The 21,112-nt window shown below is 66.1% G+C and carries 25 protein-coding genes; 16 read left to right on the top strand and 9 right to left on the bottom strand.

The genetic code is table 11. The annotated features are described in order from the left end of the window. Positions 1 to 9: 9 nt before the first annotated feature. From BT115_RS07010 to ftsY, 4 genes are read right to left on the bottom strand one after another with little or no spacing between them, the layout of a single operon-like run. Positions 10 to 288, bottom strand: coding sequence for an oxidative damage protection protein (locus BT115_RS07010; RefSeq protein WP_072321750.1), 279 nt, complete (start codon positions 286 to 288; stop codon positions 10 to 12). Then, a complete protein-coding gene (mutY, locus tag BT115_RS07005) occupies positions 285 to 1,331 on the bottom strand; it encodes an A/G-specific adenine glycosylase (RefSeq protein WP_072321749.1) in 1,047 nt (348 codons plus the stop codon). The genes BT115_RS07010 and mutY overlap by 4 nt, the downstream gene beginning before the upstream one ends. Beyond that, positions 1,328 to 2,383, bottom strand: coding sequence for a hypothetical protein (locus tag BT115_RS07000; RefSeq protein ID WP_072321748.1), 1,056 nt, complete (start codon positions 2,381 to 2,383; stop codon positions 1,328 to 1,330). The genes mutY and BT115_RS07000 overlap by 4 nt, the downstream gene beginning before the upstream one ends. Before the next feature lie 29 nt (positions 2,384 to 2,412). Next, positions 2,413 to 3,567 (bottom strand): signal recognition particle-docking protein FtsY, encoded by a 1,155-nt coding sequence (gene ftsY / locus BT115_RS06995; RefSeq protein ID WP_072321747.1) that lies wholly within the window; start codon positions 3,565 to 3,567, stop codon positions 2,413 to 2,415. A gap of 64 nt (positions 3,568 to 3,631) precedes the next feature. Here ftsY and rsmD point away from each other — a divergent pair, with 64 nt between their 5' ends. From rsmD to BT115_RS06960, 7 genes are all read left to right on the top strand, one after another. Next, a complete protein-coding gene (gene rsmD, locus BT115_RS06990) occupies positions 3,632 to 4,201 on the top strand; it encodes a 16S rRNA (guanine(966)-N(2))-methyltransferase RsmD (RefSeq protein WP_072321746.1) in 570 nt (189 codons plus the stop codon). A gap of 26 nt (positions 4,202 to 4,227) precedes the next feature. Continuing rightward, positions 4,228 to 4,731, top strand: a complete 504-nt coding sequence (gene coaD, locus BT115_RS06985) for a pantetheine-phosphate adenylyltransferase (protein ID WP_072321745.1) — start codon at positions 4,228 to 4,230, stop codon at positions 4,729 to 4,731. A gap of 18 nt (positions 4,732 to 4,749) precedes the next feature. Further along, positions 4,750 to 5,253, top strand: coding sequence for a hypothetical protein (locus BT115_RS06980; RefSeq protein ID WP_072322294.1), 504 nt, complete (start codon positions 4,750 to 4,752; stop codon positions 5,251 to 5,253). A 120-nt stretch (positions 5,254 to 5,373) separates the two neighbouring features. Beyond that, on the top strand, positions 5,374 to 5,631 hold the full coding sequence (locus BT115_RS06975; protein ID WP_072321744.1) for a YfhL family 4Fe-4S dicluster ferredoxin: 258 nt from the start codon (positions 5,374 to 5,376) through the stop codon (positions 5,629 to 5,631). Positions 5,632 to 5,694: 63 nt separating this feature from the next. Continuing rightward, the gene (gene ggt / locus BT115_RS06970; protein WP_072321743.1) at positions 5,695 to 7,395 is read left to right on the top strand and encodes a gamma-glutamyltransferase; all 1,701 of its coding nucleotides are present in this window, start codon (positions 5,695 to 5,697) and stop codon (positions 7,393 to 7,395) included. Between the two features lie 10 nt (positions 7,396 to 7,405). Beyond that, entirely contained in the window at positions 7,406 to 8,269 is an 864-nt protein-coding gene (locus tag BT115_RS06965) for an MBL fold metallo-hydrolase (protein WP_072321742.1), read from the top strand. A 10-nt stretch (positions 8,270 to 8,279) separates the two neighbouring features. Then, complete coding sequence (locus tag BT115_RS06960; protein ID WP_072321741.1) at positions 8,280 to 9,329, top strand: TMEM43 family protein; 1,050 nt, start codon at positions 8,280 to 8,282, stop codon at positions 9,327 to 9,329. 15 nt (positions 9,330 to 9,344) lie between these two features. Here BT115_RS06960 and BT115_RS06955 read toward each other — a convergent pair whose 3' ends face one another. The 5 genes from BT115_RS06955 to BT115_RS06935 form a co-directional block, all read right to left on the bottom strand. Continuing rightward, a complete protein-coding gene (locus BT115_RS06955) occupies positions 9,345 to 10,619 on the bottom strand; it encodes an EAL and HDOD domain-containing protein (protein ID WP_072321740.1) in 1,275 nt (424 codons plus the stop codon). 53 nt (positions 10,620 to 10,672) lie between these two features. Further along, positions 10,673 to 11,116, bottom strand: coding sequence for a flagella synthesis protein FlgN (locus BT115_RS06950; RefSeq protein ID WP_072321739.1), 444 nt, complete (start codon positions 11,114 to 11,116; stop codon positions 10,673 to 10,675). Next, positions 11,113 to 11,421, bottom strand: a complete 309-nt coding sequence (gene flgM, locus BT115_RS06945; protein ID WP_072321738.1) for a flagellar biosynthesis anti-sigma factor FlgM — start codon at positions 11,419 to 11,421, stop codon at positions 11,113 to 11,115. The genes BT115_RS06950 and flgM overlap by 4 nt, the downstream gene beginning before the upstream one ends. A 106-nt stretch (positions 11,422 to 11,527) precedes the next feature. Further along, a complete protein-coding gene (gene flgA / locus BT115_RS06940) occupies positions 11,528 to 12,226 on the bottom strand; it encodes a flagellar basal body P-ring formation chaperone FlgA (protein WP_072321737.1) in 699 nt (232 codons plus the stop codon). Continuing rightward, complete coding sequence (locus tag BT115_RS06935; RefSeq protein WP_072321736.1) at positions 12,223 to 13,530, bottom strand: methyl-accepting chemotaxis protein; 1,308 nt, start codon at positions 13,528 to 13,530, stop codon at positions 12,223 to 12,225. Before BT115_RS06935 ends, flgA begins: the two co-directional genes overlap by 4 nt. 263 nt (positions 13,531 to 13,793) lie before the next feature. On the opposite strand from BT115_RS06935, the gene BT115_RS06930 reads away from it, so the two are divergent. The 9 genes from BT115_RS06930 to BT115_RS06890 all read left to right on the top strand — a co-directional run bounded on the left by BT115_RS06930 (position 13,794) and on the right by BT115_RS06890 (position 21,112). Beyond that, a complete protein-coding gene (locus tag BT115_RS06930; RefSeq protein WP_072321735.1) occupies positions 13,794 to 14,711 on the top strand; it encodes a chemotaxis protein in 918 nt (305 codons plus the stop codon). A gap of 194 nt (positions 14,712 to 14,905) precedes the next feature. Further along, the gene (gene flgB / locus BT115_RS06925; protein WP_072321734.1) at positions 14,906 to 15,325 is read left to right on the top strand and encodes a flagellar basal body rod protein FlgB; all 420 of its coding nucleotides are present in this window, start codon (positions 14,906 to 14,908) and stop codon (positions 15,323 to 15,325) included. Then, positions 15,322 to 15,735: a flagellar basal body rod protein FlgC gene (flgC, locus tag BT115_RS06920; protein ID WP_072321733.1), complete on the top strand. Its 414-nt coding sequence runs from the start codon at positions 15,322 to 15,324 to the stop codon at positions 15,733 to 15,735. Before flgB ends, flgC begins: the two co-directional genes overlap by 4 nt. 9 nt (positions 15,736 to 15,744) lie before the next feature. Then, entirely contained in the window at positions 15,745 to 16,404 is a 660-nt protein-coding gene (locus BT115_RS06915; protein WP_072321732.1) for a flagellar hook assembly protein FlgD, read from the top strand. 19 nt (positions 16,405 to 16,423) lie between these two features. Next, positions 16,424 to 17,650 (top strand): flagellar hook protein FlgE, encoded by a 1,227-nt coding sequence (flgE, locus tag BT115_RS06910; protein WP_072321731.1) that lies wholly within the window; start codon positions 16,424 to 16,426, stop codon positions 17,648 to 17,650. A 59-nt stretch (positions 17,651 to 17,709) separates the two neighbouring features. Next, positions 17,710 to 18,450: a flagellar basal-body rod protein FlgF gene (gene flgF / locus BT115_RS06905; RefSeq protein WP_072321730.1), complete on the top strand. Its 741-nt coding sequence runs from the start codon at positions 17,710 to 17,712 to the stop codon at positions 18,448 to 18,450. A 63-nt stretch (positions 18,451 to 18,513) separates the two neighbouring features. Next, positions 18,514 to 19,299 (top strand): flagellar basal-body rod protein FlgG, encoded by a 786-nt coding sequence (gene flgG / locus BT115_RS06900; RefSeq protein WP_072321729.1) that lies wholly within the window; start codon positions 18,514 to 18,516, stop codon positions 19,297 to 19,299. 8 nt (positions 19,300 to 19,307) lie between these two features. Further along, positions 19,308 to 19,988, top strand: coding sequence for a flagellar basal body L-ring protein FlgH (flgH, locus tag BT115_RS06895; protein ID WP_072321728.1), 681 nt, complete (start codon positions 19,308 to 19,310; stop codon positions 19,986 to 19,988). Then, positions 19,988 to 21,112 carry a flagellar basal body P-ring protein FlgI gene (locus tag BT115_RS06890; RefSeq protein ID WP_250338465.1) on the top strand — a complete coding sequence of 375 codons (1,125 nt, stop codon included), beginning with the start codon at positions 19,988 to 19,990 and terminating at the stop codon, positions 21,110 to 21,112. The genes flgH and BT115_RS06890 overlap by 1 nt, the downstream gene beginning before the upstream one ends.

Raw genomic sequence — 21,112 nt, 5'->3', positions numbered from 1 at the left:
GCGTCGGCGTCAAGCGTCCTGCTCGGGTGGAACGTAGCCCGCGGGCTGGACCACCTCGCCGCCGAAGAAGTATTTCTCCATTTCGCCGCTCAGGAAGCTGCGGGTTTTCGGGTCGAGCGGGGAGAGGCGCATCTCGTTGATGAGCATGGTCTGGTGGGACAGCCATTGGGCCCACGCCTCTTTGGATACGTTCTCGTAGATGCGCTTGCCCAGGTCGCCGGGCCAGGGAGCGAAGTCGAGTCCTTCGGCCTCGCGGCCGAGCTTCATGCAGTGAACCATGCGCGTCATGGGGTGATCTCCGGAAGGTTGTCGAGCAGCGTGCGCACCGGTGCCGGCAGGCCAAGCGAAGCGATCTGCGTGAGATCGCACCAGCGCCGGCTTTCGCCGTCCGCCACAGCGGTAAGCGGGGTGGCATGGTCGAAGAGGATGGGGGAGACGTCCAGCCGGTAATGGCTGAAGACGTGGGTGAAGGCGGGAAGCGGATCGGCGTTGCGTACACGGGCCAGGCGGCACGCCACACCACCGGCGGCCTCGATGTCCGCGGCTTCAGGCAGGCTCCACAGTCCTGACCAGACGCCTTGCGGGCCACGTTTTTCCAGCAATACCCGGCCTTGCGCATCGCGCAGGAGCAGCATCGCGAGCGATCGCGTGGGAATCTTCTTGCCGGGCTTTGCCGTGGGCAGCACCGCGGTGAGGCCGTCGCGATGGGCGACGCACGTCGCCGCCTGCGGGCAGATCAGGCACGCGGGTTTGCTGCGCACGCAGACGGTGGCGCCCAGATCCATGATGGCCTGCGTGTAGTCGGCCGTGCGTTCCGCGGGTGTGTGTTCGTCGGCGTGAATCCATAGCCGCTTCTCGATCGCGCTTTCGCCCGGAAACCCGGCGATGCCGTGGTATCGCGTCAGCACGCGTTTTACGTTGCCGTCGAGGATCGGGAAGCGCAGACCGTACGCCTGCGCAAGGATCGCTCCGGCGGTGGAGCGACCGATGCCGGGCAGGGCCATGAGCGCGTCGAGGTCGCGCGGCAGTTCGCCGTCATGCCGTTCCACGCACAATTGCGCCGCGCGATGCAGGAAACGCGCGCGTCGGTAATAGCCCAGTCCCGACCACAGTGCGAGCACGGTGTCTTCGTCGGCTGCAGCGAGCGAGGCGAGCGTCGGCAGGCGTTCCACGAAACGCTGGAAATAACCGATGACGGTGATCACCTGCGTCTGCTGGAGCATGATCTCCGACAGCCACACGCGATACGCATCGCGCGGATGCTGCCACGGCAGATCCTTGCGCCCGTGGTGGTCGAACCAGCGCAGCAGCTCTTCGGCGAAACGATTCATGGCGCGCTGCGGGCCGGCGCGGGAAGGGCGCTCGTGGATGCGTTGACGGGCTCGGTCGGCGAGGCCTTGATGCGGAGCCCGGTGGCATGCACGACGCCGACGTCTACGGCCTTCGCTTCGAGCGTGCCGAGCAGCGGTGGCGGCGTGATGGGCGCACCGGTGCGAAGACCGGCCCACCAATCGGCGAGAGCGATGGGTGGAATGCGGATATCGGTATGGTCGTTGTCGCCGTCGAGTTTCAGCGCCACATACAACGGATCGCGCTGGTTGGCAGGCGTTACGGCGAGCACGATGTCGTACGGCGGCGCCGCAGTGCGCGTGATCTTTCCGGACAGGGTGCCGCCCACGTCGGCAGCGCCACGCCAGGTCGCTGTGCCGCGCATCGTCGCGTCGAACCGCGACGTGCTCGACAGACCGACCGTCAGATCGCTCAACGTCAGCACGCCTTGCGCCAGCGATGGCGTGGTAGCGAGTTCCAGCGCGTAGGGAATGCCGTCCGGTGTGGATGCGGAAAGGGCCAGCGTGAATGGACGGCCGTTCGCAAGACGTCCGGCATCGATGTCCACGTTGGCGAGCAACAGTGCATTGCCGCGGGTGAGCGTGCCTCGCGTCACGCGAAAACCCGCGTCCGCGGTAGGCAGCATGGCGCCGGCCGTCGATGGGCGCGAGGGCAGGGTGTCGAGATACGTCGATACGGCATCGACGTCGATCCGCGCGCCTTCGACCTCGAGCCGCGAAATGCGTGCTTCGCCGCCCATGAGTGTGTGCCACGGCAGCACGAGCTTGCCGCGTGCTGCAACGAGCATGGGTGTGTCCACACCGCGGCTGCGCAAGGTGATGCCTTCCAGTTCCAGCGCCGGCTTGGGCCAGACGGTGGGGCTGGCTGGGTTGGCAAGCGTGAGTTCGAGCCCGGCGTCGCGCGCTCGCGACTGCAGCAGCGCCGTGAAGCGCGCGGGCTGCAGCACCACGTACATCGCGATGAACATCGCCAGGATCAGCATCGCCACGATGCCGCCGACGATGTAAAGCCCGATTCGCAGTCGGCGGGTCATGGCCGCGGCTTTTCCGCCATGCCGTTCACTCAACCGCCGAGAGCCGCCGGGAGCAGGCCGTCCACGAAGGCCTCTGCGTCGAAGACACGCAGATCGGTGGCGGTTTCACCCAGCCCCACGTAGCGGATCGGCAGGCCGAATTCGCGGGCGAGGGCGAACATCACGCCGCCTTTTGCGGTGCCGTCGAGCTTGGTGACTACCAGGCCGGTGACGCCTGCGGTTTCGCGGAACTGACGCACCTGGCTGATGGCGTTCTGCCCGGTCGTGCCGTCGATGACCATCAGCACCTCGTGCGGTGCGCTGGGATCGAGTTTCTTCATCACGCGGCCGATCTTGCCCAACTCGTCCATCAGGCCGCCCTGCGTGTGCAGGCGGCCTGCCGTGTCCGCGATCAGCACTTGCGCGCCACGCGAGCGCGCCGCCTGCAGCGCATCGAAGATGACGCTGGCGGAATCGGCGTCCTGGCCTTGCGAGACCACGGGCACCTTGTTGCGCTCACCCCAGGTCTTCAACTGTTCCACCGCGGCGGCGCGGAACGTGTCGCCTGCGGCAAGGATGACGTTGCGGCCTTCATCGACATAACGGCGCGCCAGCTTGCCGATGGTGGTGGTCTTGCCCACGCCATTGATGCCGACGGTCAGGATCACGAAGGGGCTGGCGGTGGCGACGTCGAGCGGCGTCTCGACCGGCTTCAGCAATGCCACCAATTCGCTGCGCAGCGCCTTCAGCAATGCGGCGGCGTCGGCGAACTCACGTTTGTGCATGCGCTTGCGGAGGTCTTCCACGAGTCGCGTGCTGGCGTCCACGCCCACATCGGCCGTGATCAACGCGGTTTCCAGTTCGTCGAGGAGGTCGTCGTCGAGCCGGGGATTCTTTACGAAGAGCGCGGAAAGACTCTTGGCGAACCCGCTGCCGGAAAGACGTTCTCGCCAGCTACGTCGTGCCGGCGTTGCCGTGGCCTGTTCGGCTTCACGGGCGGCTTCGACCACGACGGAGGCCTCGACCTCGGCGTCGATGTCGGGCACCTGAGGTTCCGGCGCAGTTGCCTCGGCCAGCGCTTCGAAGGTGGCGACGCCGCTCTCGGCGGACGACGCGGGATCGGCTACCAGGTCAGCCCGCTCGTCGGTGGCCGCGGACTCGGCCGGCGCCGGCTCGGTGGTCTTCTTTTTCCAGAACTTGAGCATTGCACGGGGGATTCAAAGACAATGGGCGCATGCTACCACCCCAGCCTTCACTGGCCGCTGAGCGATGAGTACTCCCGGCCGTATCCGCATCATTGGCGGAACCCTGCGCAACTCGAAGCTTGAGGTACCGGATATGCCGGGCCTCCGGCCTACCCCGGAGCGCGTCCGCGAGACCTTGTTCAACTGGCTCCAGCCTGTCGTCGAAGGGGCTCGTTGCCTCGATCTCTACGCCGGCACCGGCGCATTGGGCATCGAGGCCCTCTCGCGCGGCGCGTCGGCGGCGACCTTCGTGGAGCGTGAGCCGCGCCTCGCCGCGGCGCTGAAGGCCAATCTCGCCCGGCTCAAGGTGGCCGGCGAGGTGGTCGGCGACGATGCGAGCCGCTGGCTGCGCGCTGCCGGCCGCCCCTTCGATCTCGTGCTGCTCGATCCGCCGTTCGCCCTGGACGCGTGGGCGGAAGCGGCCCGGGCGCTGGAGGAGGGCGGCTGGCTGGCTCCCCGCGCATGGATCTACGTGGAAGCTCCGCGCACGGCGGCCTTCCGACTTCCCGACACATGGCTGCCGCACCGCCAAGGGCATGCCGGGGACGTGGCCTACGCCCTCTATCGCCGCACCCCGGCCGATCCGTTAAGCTAACCGGCGTTTTCCCCGACCCGCCTCTCATGACTCCAGTGCCGGCCAATCCGCGACTTGCCGTCTACCCCGGCACCTTCGATCCCATCACGAACGGGCACGCCGATCTCGTGTCGCGCGCGGCGCCGCTGTTCGACCGCATCGTCGTGGCAGTGGCGGAGAGCCGCAACAAGGGGCCCGGTTTCAGTCTCGGCGAGCGCATCGCCCTGGCCAGGCTGGCGCTTGCCGACCTGCCGAACGTGGACGTGCGCGGCTTCGATTGCCTGCTTGCCGACTTCGTGACGGAGATCGGGGCCGGCGTCATCCTGCGTGGCCTGCGCGCCGTGTCGGACTTCGAGTACGAATTCCAGCTCGCCAGCATGAACCGTCACCTGATTCCTCAGGCCGAGACGCTGTTCCTGACCCCGGCGGAACAATACAGCTTCATCTCCTCCTCGCTCGTGCGTGAAATCGGTCGCCTGGGTGGCGATATTTCCGGCTTCGTGCATCCGGCGGTGCAGCAGGCCATGCGCCAGCGCTGGCGCAACTCTTGAAAATCAAAGGTGATCATCATGCGTAAGTTCGTCCTCGCCGCGTCCGTGGCCCTGACCGCCGCCCTGGCCCTTTCGGCCTGCAACAAGTCCGAAGACACCGACCAGGCTGCCACGCAGCAGGAAGCTGCCGTCGCGAAGCCGACCAACCCGAGCGATACCAAGGCGTGGAGCCAGTACTTCGGCCAGATCGTCCGGAAGAACATGCAGGGCATGACGGCGGACCGTCCGTTCCCGTATTTCGTGCCCGCCGGTGACGACCAGGCCGGTCAGGACGGTCGTGCACGCCAGCTCGAGAACGTGCAGGGCACGGTCGCCCGCGGCGTCACGCCGGGCAACATGCTCGTCTTCGGTGGCCCGGACTCGGCCAAGACCGCCGATCTGATGATCGAAGCGTTCAAGGGTGCCAACGCCGGTTCGTTCAAGAACGTGATCGTGCTGTTCATCGGCGATCAGGCCGACCAACAGCGCGTGGCTGACGCCGTGGCCCCGAGCGGCGCGACCTTCCGCTTCGTCGCGATGTAATGTGGGAGCCGCTATAGCGGCGAGAAGCCAACGGAGCGGATAAGCGGCGAGGCATGTTTCGCTCGCCGCTGTAGCGGCTCCTACCATGTTGTGGGACGCGGCGGATGCTAAAATGCCCACATGTCCCTCCTGATCCTCGACACCTGCGTCAACTGCGACGTGTGCGAGCCGGTGTGCCCGAACAAGGCCATATCGCTCGGCGAGCAGTATTACGTGATCGATCCCAACCTCTGCACCGAGTGCGTCGGGCATTTCGACAACCCGCAGTGCGTCGAGGTGTGCCCGGTGGAATGCATTCCACACGATCCGGACCACGTGGAGACCCGCGAGCAGCTCATGCTCAAGTACGAGCACCTGATGGCGCAGAACGCCAAATAAGCGTTCGCCCGGGCGTCATGCGGTAATCTCGTCCGCGTCGATATCCCCATCGGAGACAACCCTATGGTCCGTGCCCCGTCGTGGCGCATGCTCGCCGCGAGCTTTCTTCTTGTCGTCACCGCCGGGCAGGCGGCTGCGCTCGACACGCCGGCTCCTTCGCGGGGACCCGGGCACGCGGCGATTGCCAGTGCCAACTTCCTCGCCACCAACGCCGGTTTCGAAGTGCTGGGCAAGGGCGGTAACGCGTTCGACGCAGCGGTAGCCGTGGCGTCCACCCTGGCGGTGGTCGAGCAGCAGAGTTCCGGCATCGGTGGTGGCTTCATGGCCCTGCTGCATCGTGCATCGGATAACCGCGACGTATTCCTCGACGCGCGCGAGACGGCACCGCAGGCCGTGGACATGAAGACCTACGTCGGCAAGGACGGCAAGCCGAATCGTGACGTGTCGACCAACGGTCCGCTTTCGGCGGGCATTCCGGGTGAGCCGGCCGGCCTGGTCTGGATGGCCGAGCACTACGGCAAGCTGCCGCTCTCCGTGTCGCTCGCGCCGGCCATCCGCATCGCCAAGGAAGGTTTCCAGCCCGACGCGCGTTTCCTCAGCGCCATCGACGATCGCAAGGCGGTGCTCGCCCGTTATCCGGCTTCCGCGGCGGTGTATCTGCCGGGCGGCAAGGTGCCGCAGCAGGGCTGGACACTTCGCCAGCCCGATCTGGCGCGTACGCTCGAGCGTCTTGCGGCGAAGGGCGCCGATGGGTTCTACAAGGGTGAAACGGCCGCGCTGCTCGTCTCCGCATCGCGCGATGCCGGGGGCAACTGGCAAGCGTCCGATCTCGAAGCTTACAAAGTGAAGGAGCGCGAACCCCTGCGCGTGGACTACAAAGGTTATCGCATCGTCACCGCGCCTCCGCCGTCGTCGGGTGGCGTGGCGATTGCGGAGGTGCTCAACATTCTTTCCGGCTTCGACCTGACCAAGCTCGATGCCGCCCACGCCACGCATCTCACGATCGAGGCGATGCGCCGCGCGTTCCGCGATCACAACGAATACCTCGGCGATCCGGACTTCGTGAAGATGCCGCTCGACATGCTGCTGTCGCCGTATTACGCGGACGGGCTGCGCGCCACGATTTCTCCCGAGAAGGCGACGCCCTCCGACCTGCTGCCGACCGCCATGGCGCCGGAGCCGGGCATGCACACCACGCATTTTTCGATCATCGACGCGGACGGCAACATGGTGGCCTCCACGTTGACGGTGAATCTCGAATTCGGTTCGGGCTTCATCGCGAAGGGCACCGGCGTGGTGCTCAACGACGAGATGGACGACTTCGCGCTCGTGCCGGGACAGCCGAACGCGTTCGGCTTGCGCGGCACACTCGCCAACGCCCCCGCACCCGGCAAGCGCATGCTGTCGTCGATGTCGCCGAGCTTCGTGTTCGGTGCCGATCGCACCGCGGTGATCGGTTCGCCAGGTGGTTCCACCATCATCACGCAGGTGCTCGAGGGCATTCTGGCCTTCGTCGATGGCAAGAGCGCATCGCAGATCACCGCGCAAAAGCGCTATCACCATCAATACCTGCCCGACCGCGTGGACGTGGAGGCTGGCGTATTCGACGACGCCACGGCCAAGACGCTGACCGACATGGGGCACGTGCTCAAGAATCGTTCGCCCTGGGGGTTCATGAACGTGGTGACCTGGGATCATCGTACGCAGACGCTGGAGGCCGCGAGCGATCCACGGCGGCCTTCGGGACTCGGCAAGGTGCAATGAGGACGCACGCATGAAACTCTGGTCGTTGATCGGCAACTCGCAGCGGCTCGACGGCGGCGCGATGTTCGGCAATGCGCCGCGTGCCATGTGGTCGCGCTGGATCGAGCCCGATGAGCACAACCGCATCCCGCTTGCGTGCCGCTGCCTGCTGGTGACCGATCTCGACGGCCGCAAAGTCCTTTTCGAAACGGGGATCGGCGCGTTCTTCGACCCCGCCATGCGCGAACGCTATGGCGTGGTCGAGGAACGACACGTTCTCCTCGATTCGCTGGCCGAGGCGGGGTTGCGTCACGAAGACATCGACGCGGTGGTGCTTTCCCATCTGCATTTCGATCATGCCGGTGGATTGCTTGCGCCATGGGCGGAGGGCGAGCCGGCGCGGTTGTTGTTCCCGAATGCGCGGTTCCTTGTCGGTGCCGAGCATTGGGCACGCGCTCGCGATCCTCATCCGCGCGACCGCGCCTCGTTCATTCCGGAGATCGTCCAACTGCTGGAACACAGTGGTCGGCTCGAACTGGTGCGAGAGGGCGCGTCGTCGTCGCTCGGTAAGGCCGTGCGCTTCGAGTTTTCGGAAGGTCACACGCCAGGATTGATGCTGGCGGAAGTGGCGGGCGTCGTATTCTGCGCCGACCTCATACCGGGGCGGCCCTGGGTGCATCTGCCCGTGACGATGGGCTACGACCGCTGGCCGGAGAAGCTTATCGACGAAAAGAAGGCCTTTCTGGACGACAAGATCGCGCGCGATGTGAGGCTGTTTTTCACCCACGATCCCGCTTGCGCCGTCGCTTCGGTGAAAAAGGACGATAAAGGCCGCTACTTCGCGGCCGATATGCTTGAGCGACTAGCCGGAACCGAGGGCTGGGCGACTGCATGAAGGGGGCAGGATGACGTCGAGGTACAAGGTGAAGCAGGCTGGCGTGGCCCTGGGTTTCCGGGTGGCCGGCGCGATCCTGTTGCTGGCTGGACTGGGCCTGATCGCATGGAACGAGCGCCGCGTGATGGACTACGCCGCCGCGCTGGCGCGCCACGGTGCGCCGGTGCTGGACCTCGGTGCGGCCGGGCGTCCCACGGCTGGCCAGTACGGCTCGCTCACCCGCGTCAGCGGCGTGCCGCAGATCGTCGAGGCACCGCGCGACAAGGAGTTCAACGTCAGCGCGGAATCGCCGATCCTCATCCGTCACGTGGAGATGTTCCAGTGGCGTGAGATCACCGTCGGCGGCGCCACCCATTACGAACTCGATTGGGTCGATCGACCGATTGACGCGACCAGCTTCGCCAAGCCTGCCGGGCACGTGAACCCCGGTGCCTTTCCGGTGCAGGGGCGGCAGTTCGAGGCGGGTGAGGTGAAGCTCGGCAACTTCAAGCTGTCCGAGCCGATTCTTCGCGCGTTTCCGGGCAGGGTCAGCGTACCGCCGGACGAGAAGAAGTTGCCGCCCAATTTTGCCGCCACGTTTCAGCGCGTCGACGACGCCCTGGTCACCAGCAGCAAGCCGGCGCATCCGCGGCTCGGTGATCTCCGAGTGAGTTGGGAAGCCGTGCCCTTGCAGTCGATGACGGTGCTCGCCCGGATCGACGGCGACACACTCGTGCCTGCCAGCAATCGCGAGGGTGGCGACGGTTTCGACGTGCAGGTGGGGGAGCGCAGCCTGCTCGACGTGCTACCGGCCTTGCCGGAGCCGCCGGCCGCCGTGCTGATCGTTCGGCTTGCGGCGTTTCTGATGGCTGCCGTCGGCGCACTGCTGCTGGCGCAGGCCAGCCGTCTGCGTGGCGATGCGTTGTTCGCGATCGGTATCGGCGCCGTGGTGGTGACGGCGGTAGCGGGCGCCATGTGGTTGGTACACGACGCCATGACCGCCAGCGTCTGGCTTCTCTTCGCCGTACTGGGCGGAGGGCTTGCGATCTGGCGAGTGCAGCAGCGGACGCCGGCAGGATAGCCGGCGCCTTCTTCGTTAGGCCTCTGCCGTAGCGGAGCCGTCGGCGAACGCGTAGACGTGGTCGGCCCAACTCGCGGCTTCCACATAGATCGCGGCCATCGCGGATACGGCGTGTTCGGAGAGCGACGAACCGCTCTCCAGTTCGCCCTGTTCCCAATGACGGATCTGGTCGAGGATGGGTGCGAATGGCCCGGTGCCTTCGAGCAGCGCTTCGCGAATCTCGATAGCCAGGGGCAGGTGTTCGAGCACGTAGGCCATCGATACGTTCATGAGCGTATCGAGAAGCGAGAACAGGCCCGCCGTGAACGCCATCTCCTGCAAGTCCGGCTTCACCGCGCGCGCCAGTTTTTCGCACATGTGCGCGCGGATCAGCGCCAGACGAAGCAATTCCGGCGGACGCTCGTCCATGCCCGAGACGGCCATGGTGAATATCCAGTTGCGCATGCGGTTGACGCCGAAGAACACCGCCGCCTGCTCCACGGACTTGAGCTGGCGAGGCAGCGCGAAGTACGCCGAGTTCACGCAACCGAGGAGCTTGTAGCTGAGGATGGCGTCATCGCGAATGATCTTGCCAAGCTCGACGGGGCCGTTGTCCGGGTCCTGCAGCGCGCCCATGAGGCGCAGCACACCGAGCTTGCTCGGCGTGAGGCGGGGCATGTCCACTCGCTCCGGACGAAGCAGGTATTTGCCCTGGAAGCCGTCCACGTCCTGCTCGGCGTAGTCCACGAAGGTTTCGTGGTCATCGATACCGGTGACGATCACCTTGACGCCGAACGCATGGACGTAATCCATGTGCGCGCGCGCCGCCACGGGGTGGCGGTGATTCACGGCAACCTTGGCGAATTGAACGATCCGCAGTAGGGCATCGACACCCGCGCGGTGCTCCGGGTCTGCCGGCAGGTTGAAGTCTTCCAGCATGAACAGGCACCCGTGACCTTTCAGCTCGCGGAGCTTGAGCAGCAGGTCTTCGTCGGTGCCGACATCGGCGCTGATGCTGGCGCCCAATCGTGCGTTGTGACGCAGGATGTCGGCGTGCTCGAGCAGCAGCTCACGCGACATGTGCAGGAATGCGCGGTTGTCGCGAACGAGGCGCTTGAGGCTGCCGTCGGCAATCGCGCTCAACGTCGCCTGGGTATGGGCAAGCGATGCGGCATCAATGTCGCTGCCGATAGGACGCGGAAAGAGCAGTTCGTAGGCGAACAGCGATTGTTTCCGGTCGAGAATGGGCACGCGGACGATGGGGAGGATGCCGTCGTCGTTTACCGCGACAGCTTGGGGAGTTACTGCCATTGCTTCCTTCTCGCCGTCTGGGTGGTGCCTTGAGTGTCGCTGTTTCGTAGGGATCAAACCTGGGCAAGCATCGCGGAACGGAGTCTTACCTTGGCGACGCCATCGGGACCGTAGGTGCTGCCTGCCGGGCCCTCGCCAGAGATCAGTGCGAGCGCCTGGCGAACCTGGCCGATCCGTTGGCCGACGATGCGGCCATTCACTTCGTTGAGTTGCCGGCATTCGCGAAGGCGATCCAGCGTGTGCGCCCAGCGTGGGTCGTTCAGGCTGTCGATGCCGGAAGCGTCGGACAACTGGCGGCGTTCGACCTCCAGTTTTTCGATGCGGTCCAGCAGGCCGCTCTTCGTGCGGCCGGCTGCTTCGAGCGCGGCTGAGTCAGCCTGGTCGAGCGCCATGCGTTCTTCGACCAGGCTGGCGTGCAGGGCGTCGACTTCTCGAGCGAGGTCGCCCATCACGGCAACGAGCGCCGTATCGAAGTCGGGGCCGAGCGGGCCGCTCATGCTTTCGCGCCACCCATCTGGCCTTCCATCGCGAGGAGCTTGCTCGCAATGGCCTGGGCATCGGGCTTGTACGTGCCATCGGCGACGCGGGCGCGGATGTCTTCCACGCGCTTCGTGTCGATGCCGTCGCCCCGGCTGGCGGCGTCGAGCGCCTTGGCTGAGTCGGTGATCTTGACGCTGTCGTCGCTCGGGCGGCTGGCAACCGTGCCCGACGCTGCGCTGGCGGAGCCGGCAGCAGTGTTCTGAGAGCGCAGCTGCACCTGGGGCTGGGGAGCCTGAAGGCCGGGCTTGATCGTGTTGGTCATGGGTGTGTCCCTCGGAGCTGGTGTTCCGTCAGACCCTGTATCGGCGGTCCGTCGGCGAACTTTAACCGGCCAATGGCCGTGATATGTGAGCTGGTTCCGGTTTCAGTCAGGGAAGGACGGCCACGGTCCCCGGGCCGCTGACGATCGCGTCGAGGATCTTGCCCGATGAGGCGTTTCGAACTTTGAGCCGGGCGCCTGTGTCGCCCGCACCCATGGCGACGCCCTCCGCACGGATCGTCACGCCGTCGACATTGGCCTCCATGCTTACGGCGTCGCCGATGCGCACCGCCTGTCGGCCGGCGAGCATGCCGGGGGTGAGTACCGTACCCGCGTTGAGCGGGCGTGCCAGGGCGCGACCGCCGATCTGATCGAGGCCCGCCACGTAACCGTAGGCGAGACTGGCAACGTCGCGCTCCTCGGCATGGACGTCGGCGGCGCCGATGCCATCCCCGCGCGCAAGCGGCCGGCTGGTGACCAGGACACTGGTGAACATCTTCACGCTGACCGGTACCCGTACCGTCCAGCCGCCGGGTACGGGGCAGCGGACGATGACGCTGACGCGAGCCCCCAGGGGCCGGTTACCGGGCAGTGATGCGTCGAGCGGACTCGGGCAATCGGCGAGATGCAGACGGCTGTCGAGCGTGCCGGCTTCCGCCGTCATGCGTGCGCCGGGCAGCGTGCGGTGCTGTTGCAGCCAGTCCACCGCCGTAGCGCGCACGACGTCCAGCGACTGCGCGGCTACCGCGCAGAGCGGGCAGGCGAGCAGGGCGGCGGTCGTGGCGACAGCGAGGACGCGACGCATCATGCAGCGCGCTCGGCCAGCGAAGCGGACAGACCGTGCGTGATCGCGTCCAGCTCCCGGGTAAGGCCAGGCAGCATGTGGCCGGCGTCGGCGTGGCGCCCTTCGCCCAGAGTGATCGCGTACTGCGAGGCCAGCGTCGAGAAACGCTCACCGGCCGCACGCACGGCATCGGCCGAGCCATCCGGACGAAGCGCGCGGAGCTGGTCGATGCAGCGCATCAGCGGCGTGGTATCGAGCCAACGGCGGTCGAGGCCGGACGGGTCGCGCGAGGCGAGCTCGAGGGCATAGCGCAGACCCTGGCTTGCCTCGCGGATCATCTGGCTGAGGCTGGCTGCATCGAGGTTGCCCTCGGTCTCGAGCCGGGCGAGGCCCAGGCGATGCGCCAATACGGCCGCGCGCGCCGCCGAGTCGGCCTGCCTGCGCACTTCGTTCGCCACGCGGCCGACGGTGGCCTGGCTGGCCTGGATGGCCGCGACGCGACCCTGCATGGCCAGCATGCCCTCGCGAGCGGATTCGAGGCTGCCGCGCGCACCGCGCACAGCGTCGTCGATGCGCCCCAGCGAGCTTTGCATGCCGGCGATGCCGGACTGCGATTGTTCGAGGCGCCGCAGGCTGGTTTGGACGGTGTCGTCCAGGTGGCCGGAGAATTCGCCGACGGCCTGGGTGACCTGGTCGATCTCAGCGGTGGCCTGGGTGGTCTTTTCCGCCAACTGCTTCACTTCGTCCGCCACGACGGCGAAGCCGCGACCGGCTTCACCCGCACGCGCCGCCTCGATGGCGGCATTGAGGGCGACGAGGTTGGTCTGGTGGGCGATGTCCTGCACCGTCGCCGTGAGCTTGCGGATGGCCGTGAAGTATTCGGCGAACTGGGCGTGGTTACGGCTCATGCCGGACAGGGCGCTGCGCAGCAGACGCAACTGGCCGTCCAGCTCGGCGGAAGTCGCCTGCCCATTCGTGTCGGCGTCCACGATGCCGGCGACGCCGGAAAGGGCCTGGTCGATGGCCGTCGAAATCCTGGCGCTGGCGTCCGTCAAACGCCCGGCGGTATCGCGGGCGCCTTCGATCGCCGTGCCGAGTTCTTGCAGGGTCGTGCCCAGCGCCTGCGTATTGGTCAGCGTCATGCCTTGCTGTTCGATCGCCTGGATCGTGGTGGCCGCCACGGTACGGGGCTCGGCAGGCTTGAGCAGGGCGCCCATCGCGCTGGCAGCGGCCGGATATTGCGCGGCGAGCGCGCGGACTCGCGCGGCGTCGCCACTGGCAGCGGCATGGGCGATGAGGCGGACGTGCTGGCTCCAGAGGAGGGTCATGATTTCGCTTTCGCTTGGTCGGTTAGTCGCCCCTTTAGATCGGTCGGGGGCCGGTTTTCTTGAGTCAAGCAATCGCCGTGCCATTGACGTGTCGCCTTCGCTGCCATGAGGAGTGCGCCCACAGGCAAGAATGTCCTTGGGGTGCGACGGACAAGCCCGGCGCCTCTGGATGCCGCGAGATCGGCGTTGTGCCGAACGCACCTACAGAAAATGTCGAGGCCGCCGATACGGATCGCATACCTCTCTCGACGACATGCCCGCCCATGGCACGACCGCTTCTCGACACCGTGGAAACCTTCACCCGCCTGGCCGGGCACAATCGCGTGGCCATGCTGTTGTTTCGGCTGGGCGAGCGGCAGGCCTTCGGCATCAACGTGTTCAAGGTTCGCGAGGTTCTGCGTCGGCCGCGGCTGGAACACATGCCCAGCATGCATGACCTGGTCGCCGGGAGTTTCGATTACCGGGGCCATACGATCCCCGTAGTGGATCTCGCTGCGGCGATGGGCTACCCGCCGCTGGCAACCGTCGACAGTGCGCACCTCATCGTCACCGAATTCAACCGCTCGGTGCAGGGATTCCTGGTCTCCGACGTGGACCGCATCGTGCATGTCGATGGTGCCCAGATGGCGGCGCCCCCCTCCGCGCTCGGCTACGGCCCCCGGGTCAACGCCGTGACCCGTCTGGATGGTGACCTCATCGCCATCGTCGACGTCGAGCAGGTCCTGGCGAGCGTCGATCCGCACGCGGTGGAACTCTCTGAAAACGTGCAGCACGCGGCCCAGGTGCAACCTGCGCGCAACCGCCGTCTGCTGGTGGTGGACGATTCGCTCGTTGCGCGCACGCAACTCGTGGAGCTGTTCCGCAAGATGGATCTGGAGTGCGTGATCGCCAAGGACGGGTCCGAAGGACTCGAGACTCTTCATCGCATGGCCGCGGGGCCCGCCGCCGAGCGTGTCGCCCTGGTCGTTTCCGATATCGAAATGCCGTCGATGGACGGCTATGCGCTGACCCGTGCCATCCGTGAGGATGCGCGACTGCGCCACCTCAAGGTGCTGCTGCACAGCTCCCTGAGCGGCGTCTTCAATGAGGCGATGGTCGAGCGCGTGGGCGCCGACCGCTTCATCGCCAAGTTCCAGCCGGACATCCTGGCGACCGCTGTGCTGGAACTGCTGCCCGCCTGACGGCGCGATCCGTCCTGTTCCAGGGGTAGCGGCGACACGCCGTCGCCGCAAGCGCCGGAATTCCGACACTCGCCCCCTCCCAATAGCCCAGCCAACGGCCCGAACGGCGCTACAGCGCCGTTTGCAGCGGCCGGCGGCGATATGGCACGCGAATTGCTCAACCCCTCGGGCCAAGGTCACAGGGGTAAGAGCCCATGCTCGACAAATCGGATGCATTGTTCGGCGTACACGCACAGGCCCTCGGCCTGTGGCAGCGCCGTGCGGAGGTCATTTCCTCCAACCTCGCCAACGCCGATACGCCGGGCTTTCTCGCCCGTGATCTCGATTTCCGCAAGGCGATGGCCGCCGCCACCGGTGCCGCCGAGGGTACGTCCCTGCCGATGACGGCAACGGAACCCGGCCACATTGGCGGCAATCCCGCTGTGGCACTCGCCGACGCCGGCAAGCTCGCCTACCGCGCCGAGACCCAGCCCACGATGGACGGCAACACCGTCGACACCCAGGTCGAACAGGCGCAGTTCGCGGCCAACGCCATCCATTACCAAGCCTCCCTCAGCTTCATCAACGGCCAGATCCACACCATGCGTCTCGCCATCACGGGGTCCAGCTCATGAGCCTGCTCAAGATCTTCGACGTCGCCGGTTCCGGCATGGCCGCGCAGTCCGCGCGACTCAACACCACCGCCAGCAACATGGCCAATGCCGACAGCCTCGCCAGCAGCGAAGCCGGGGCCTACCGCGCGAAGCAGCCGTTGTTCTCGGCCGTGCAGCAGCAGGTCAACGGCGAGATGGAAAACGGCGGCGTGCGCACACTGGGCGTTTCCGAGAGTCAGGCGCCGATCCAGTCACGTTACGAGCCTTCCAATCCGCTGGCCGACGCCAACGGCTACGTCTATTCAAGCAACGTCAACCCGGTCGACGAACTGGTCAACATGATCTCCGCGTCGCGCTCCTACCAGAACAACGTCGAAGTCATGAACAGCGCCAAGCAGCTCATGCAGAAGACGCTGGACCTCGGCAAGTAAGGACATCTCATGGTCGATTCCATCAACGGCAACAGTTCCGCCGCCTCCTCGTCGACCGCCACGTCGTCGTCGGGCCAGCTCCAGCAGCAGACGCTCACGCAATCGGATTTCCTGAAGTTGATGGTCACCCAGATGACCAACCAGGACCCGACCAAGCCGATGGACTCCACGCAGATGGTGGCCCAGATGGCGCAGTTCTCGCAGGTGGCGGCCACGCAGGAGCTGCAGCAGTCGTTCGACTCGCTGGCCACCAACCTGACCGGCGACCAGTTCGTTCGCGCCGCGTCGCTGGTGGGTCAGGAAGTGCTCGTGCCTTCGTCGGCCGGCAAGCTCACCGATGGCGCGCTCAACGGCGCCGTGAACGTCGGCAGCTCCGGCACCTACGTGAACGTGACGGTGAAGGATCAGGCCGGCAACGTCGTGCGCACCTTGCCGCTGGGCCAGCCGGATGCCGGCCTCGTCAAGTTCTCCTGGGACGGCAAGTCCGACGACGGCACGCAGCTCGCCGACGGCGTTTACCAGATATCCGCTACTTCCGGCGGGACCGCGATCGACACGTTCGTTCGCGGCAAGGTGGAAGGCGTCGGCGCCTCGGGCACCGACGGTACCTACGTGCAGGTGGCCGGTTACGGCGGCGCCCTGCTCAGTCAGATCGCGCAAATCCTGTAAGTCCAGCGAGGAATACCCCATGCCATTCGAAATCGCCCTCAGCGGCATCAACGCGGCGTCTTCCGACCTGGAAGTCACCGCCAACAACATCGCCAACGTCAACACGGTGGGCTTCAAGGGCTCGCGCGCCGAGTTCTCCCAGGTCTACTCGGTTGCCGGTGAGAACCTTTCCGCCAACGCCGCCGGCAGCGGCGTGCGCCTGACCAACATCGCGCAGCAGTTCAGCGATGGCACGCTCAGCCAGACCGGCAACTCCTACGACTTCGGTCTGAGCGGCGCAGGCTTCTTCACGCTGCGCGACGGTGCCGGATATTCGTACACGCGCGCCGGTAACTTCCACCCGGACGACAACGGCAACATCGTCAACGCCACCGGCCAGTTCGTGCAGGTCTACCCGCCGACCGCCAGCGGTGGCTACGACATGAGTACCCTGGCCGATCTCAAGATCACCACGGGTTCCAGCCCGGCGAAGGCGAGTACCACGGTAACCCTCAGCGCGAACCTCTCGGCCAGCGCCACGGCGCCGACCGGTGGTGCCTTCGATCCCACCAACGACCAGACCTACAACTATCTGTCGACGTTCCAGGCCTACGACTCGCTCGGTGCGACGCACACGACCAACGTCTACTACGTGAAGGACGCCGCCGCGCCCAACACGTGGAACGCGTACATGACCGTCGATGGCACGCAGGTCGGTACCGCGCAGCCGATCACCTTCAGCCAGGGTGGCGCGATCACCGCGCCGGCCGGTGGCAAGCTCAACTTCGGCGCGGTGTCTCCGAACCCGGGCGCGGCGCCGCTGAACCTCACGGTCGACGTGAACAAGATCACGCAGTTCGGCGACAACTACGCCACCACCGCGAGCCCTACCGATGGCTACCCGGCCGGCAAGTTCTCGAAGATCGACGTCGCCAAGGACGGAACCGTGACGGCCAACTATTCCAACGGTGTTTCCACGCCGCTGGGACAGCTCGCTCTCGCCACGTTCGCCAACAACCAGGGGCTGCGTCAGCTCAACGACACCAACTGGGTGCCGTCGTCCGAGTCGGGTCAGCCGATTCGCGGCGTGGGCAACTCCGGTGACGTGGGCACCGTGCAGTCGGGCCAGTTGGAATCGTCCAACACCGCCGATCTCACGGCGCAGCTGGTGAACATGATCAAGGCGCAGCGCAATTACCAGGCGAACGCGCAGGTCATCTCCACCGACGACAAGCTGACCCAGACGATCATCAACATCCGCAACTGACGTAGGCGGCGGGCGCGGCATCGCCGCGTCCGCCAACGTCGGCTCACGAGGAAAACGCCATGGACCGCTCCGTATATGTCGCCATGACCGGCGCGTCGCAGATCATGCGCGCGCAGGCCGAGGTGGCGCACAACCTCGCCAACGCCAACACGGCCGGTTTCAAGGCGGAACTGTCCGCGTTCCAGAGCCTGCCCGTCAGCGGCGATGGCTTGAAGACGCGCATCAATGGCGTGGCCCAGGGTACGGGCTGGGATACCACGGCCGGACAGCAGATGCAGACCGGTAACGACCTGGACGTGTCGATCCAGGGTGATGGGTGGATCGCCGTGCAGACGCCGGACGGTACCGAGGGCTATACCCGCGCCGGCAACCTGCGCATCGACGCCGACGGTTTGTTGACGGACGTGCGCGGCAATGCGGTGCTGGGCGGCGGCGGTCCGATCACGATTCCTCAGGCGTCCAGCGTGAAGATCGGTTCCGACGGCACGATTTCCGTCGTGCCGCTGGGCGAGTCGCCCGCCACGGTCGCCACCACCGACCGGATCAAGCTGGTGAACCCGGGCAACGATCAGCTCAGCTACGCCGCCGACGGCCTGATGCACATGAAAGACGGCAGCCAGGCCCCCGCCGACGCCAACGTGAAGCTGGTCTCGGGGACGCTGGAGTCGAGCAACGTCAACCCTTCCGACGTGCTGGTGAAGATGATTTCGCTCTCTCGCGAGTTCGAGATGCAGGTCCGTTCCATCAAGAGTGCCGACGAGAACGCCCAGTCGGCATCGAAATTGCTACAGGTGGGATAACCACCGTCGCGCGACGCAATTCCGTCGCCGGCACGTAGAGCGCCAAGTGCGCAGGAGTCAACGATGTTCACGTCCCTCTGGATCGCCAAGACCGGCCTCGATGCGCAGCAGACGCGCATGGATGTCGTGTCGAATAACCTCGCCAACACCAATACGACCGCGTTCAAGCGTTCGCGCGCGGAGTTCGAGGACCTTTCCTACCAGAACCGTGGGCAGGCCGGCGCGCAGACCACCGAACAGACCCAGTCGCCCACCGGCCTCATGATCGGTACCGGCGTGCGTGTCGTCGGTACGCAGAAGATGTTCCAGCAGGGTGGCGTGCAGCAGTCGGACAACCCGCTCGACATGCGCATCGAAGGCCGCGGCTTCCTGCAGGTGACGATGCCTGACGGCACGGTGGGCTACACGCGCGACGGCGCACTGAAGCGCGATCAGGACGGCCAGATCGTGACCAACGACGGCTATCCCATCGAGCCCGCCATCACGATTCCCGCCAACGCGTCGACCATCAGTATCGGCAAGGACGGCACGGTGAGCGTCACCACGGCGGGCAACGCCGCCTCGCAGCAGATCGGCACCATCCAGCTCGCCGACTTCGTCAACCCAGCGGGCCTCGAGCCGCGCGGCGACAACATGTACCTGGAGACCGCCGCCAGTGGCGCGCCGCAAACCGGCACCGCCGGACTGAACGGCCTGGGCACGATCGAACAGAACTCCCTCGAAACGTCGAACGTCAACGTGGTCGAGGAAATGGTGAACATGATCGAGACGCAACGCGCCTACGAGATGAACTCGAAGGCGATCTCGGCGGCGGATCAGATGCTCCAGTTCATCTCCAACAAGACCTGAGACCGCTCATGAATCGTTCCTTCGCCCGAGTTCTCGTTTCCGCGCTGCCGCTGCTCGCGCTCGGCGGATGCGCGATGGTGCCGCCCGCACCCAAGCCAATGTACACCGCTACGTTGCCGGTCGAACCCGCCGCGCAACCGCAGGCTACCGGCTCGATCTACGCCGACCAGCAGTCCATGGAGCTGTTCGCGGATCCGCGTGCGCATCGCATCGGCGACATCCTCACGATCACCCTCGTGGAATCGACGCAGGCGAGCAAGAAGGCCGCGACGAGCACGAACAAGAAGAACGGCAACACCATCTCGTCGCCGACCCTGCTGGGCCAGGGCCTGAAAATTGGCGGAAAGAGCGCCGACAGCTCGTTGTCCAGCAACAATGCTTTTGCAGGTGACGGCACGTCGAGCCAGAGCAATCAGCTCACCGGCGAGATCACCGTCACCGTCGCCCAGCGACTGTCCAACGGCGCACTCGTGGTGCGTGGCGAGAAGTGGCTCACGATCAACCAGGGCGAGGAACTGGTCCGCATCTCGGGCATCGTCCGTCCGCAGGACATCGGCAACGACAACGTCGTGGCATCGAGCCGCGTTGCCGATGCGCGCATCGAATACGTCGGCAAGGGCACGCTCGCCGATGCCAACACGCGCGGCTGGCTGTCGCGCTTCTTCGACTCGAAGTGGATGCCTTTCTGATGAACGCCATGCGCCGCTTTCGCGCCATCGTTCGCACCGCTGCCGCCGTGCTGGCTCTCGGCGCCATGCTTCCTGCGCACGCCGATCGCATTCGCGACCTCGTGCAGGTCGGTGGCGTGCGCAGCAACCAGCTGATCGGCTATGGCCTGGTCGTCGGCCTCGACGGCAGCGGCGACCAGACCAGCCAGGCGCCTTTCACCACGCAAAGCCTGGAGAACATGCTCCAGCAGTTCGGCGTGAACGTGCCCGCCAACGTGCGCCCGCAGTTGAAGAACGCTGCGGCCGTGACGATCACGGCCGAACTGCCGCCCTTCGCCAAGCCGGGCCAGCGCATCGACGTCACCGTCGCTTCGATCGGCAACGCAAAGAGCATCCGCGGCGGCGAACTTCTGATGTCGCCCCTGAAGGGTGCCGACGGCCAGGTCTATGCGATCGCTCAGGGTAGCGTCGTGGTGGGTGGCGTCAGTGCGCAGGGCAAGAGCGGCTCCAGCGTGCAGGTCAACATCTCGGCCAGCGGTCGCATTCCGGGCGGTGCCAGCATCGAGCGCAGCGTTGCCACGTCGTTCGACAAGGGCGGCGACCTCATGCTCAACCTCAACACGGCCGACTTCACCACCGCTGCGCGTATCGCGCAGGCGGTGAACCAGAGCTTCGGCGCGGGTACGGCCAATGCCATCGACTCCGGCTCCGTGGCGGTGCGCGCGCCGCTGGACCCGTCGCAGCGCGTGAGCTGGCTTTCGACGATTCAGGCATTGGAAGTCACGCCGGGCGACGCGCCCGCGAGGATCATCGTGAATTCGCGGACCGGCACCGTCGTGATCGGTTCGGACGTGAAGGTCGGCGCTGCGGCGGTGGCCCATGGCTCCATCCAGGTCACCATCAGCGAGCAGCCGCAGGTCAGCCAGCCCGCGCCGTTCAGCCGCGGACAGACCGCGGTCGTTCCCAGCAGCCAGGTTGCGGTGAGCGAAGAAGGCGGCCACATGTTCAAGTTCGGGCCGGGCACCAGCCTGGACGCCATCGTACGCGCGGTGAACCAGGTAGGTGCATCGCCGAGCGATCTCATTTCCATTCTGCAGGCGCTCAAGGAATCCGGTGCCCTGCACGCCGAACTCGTGGTGATCTGA

Origin of the sequence: Luteibacter sp. UNCMF366Tsu5.1 (genome assembly GCF_900119235.1) — a bacterium.
In the GTDB taxonomy this organism is placed as follows: Bacteria; Pseudomonadota; Gammaproteobacteria; order Xanthomonadales; family Rhodanobacteraceae; genus Luteibacter; species Luteibacter flocculans.
Note: the sequence above shows the minus strand (reverse complement) of the source record. Positions and strands in the feature narration are given on the sequence as shown.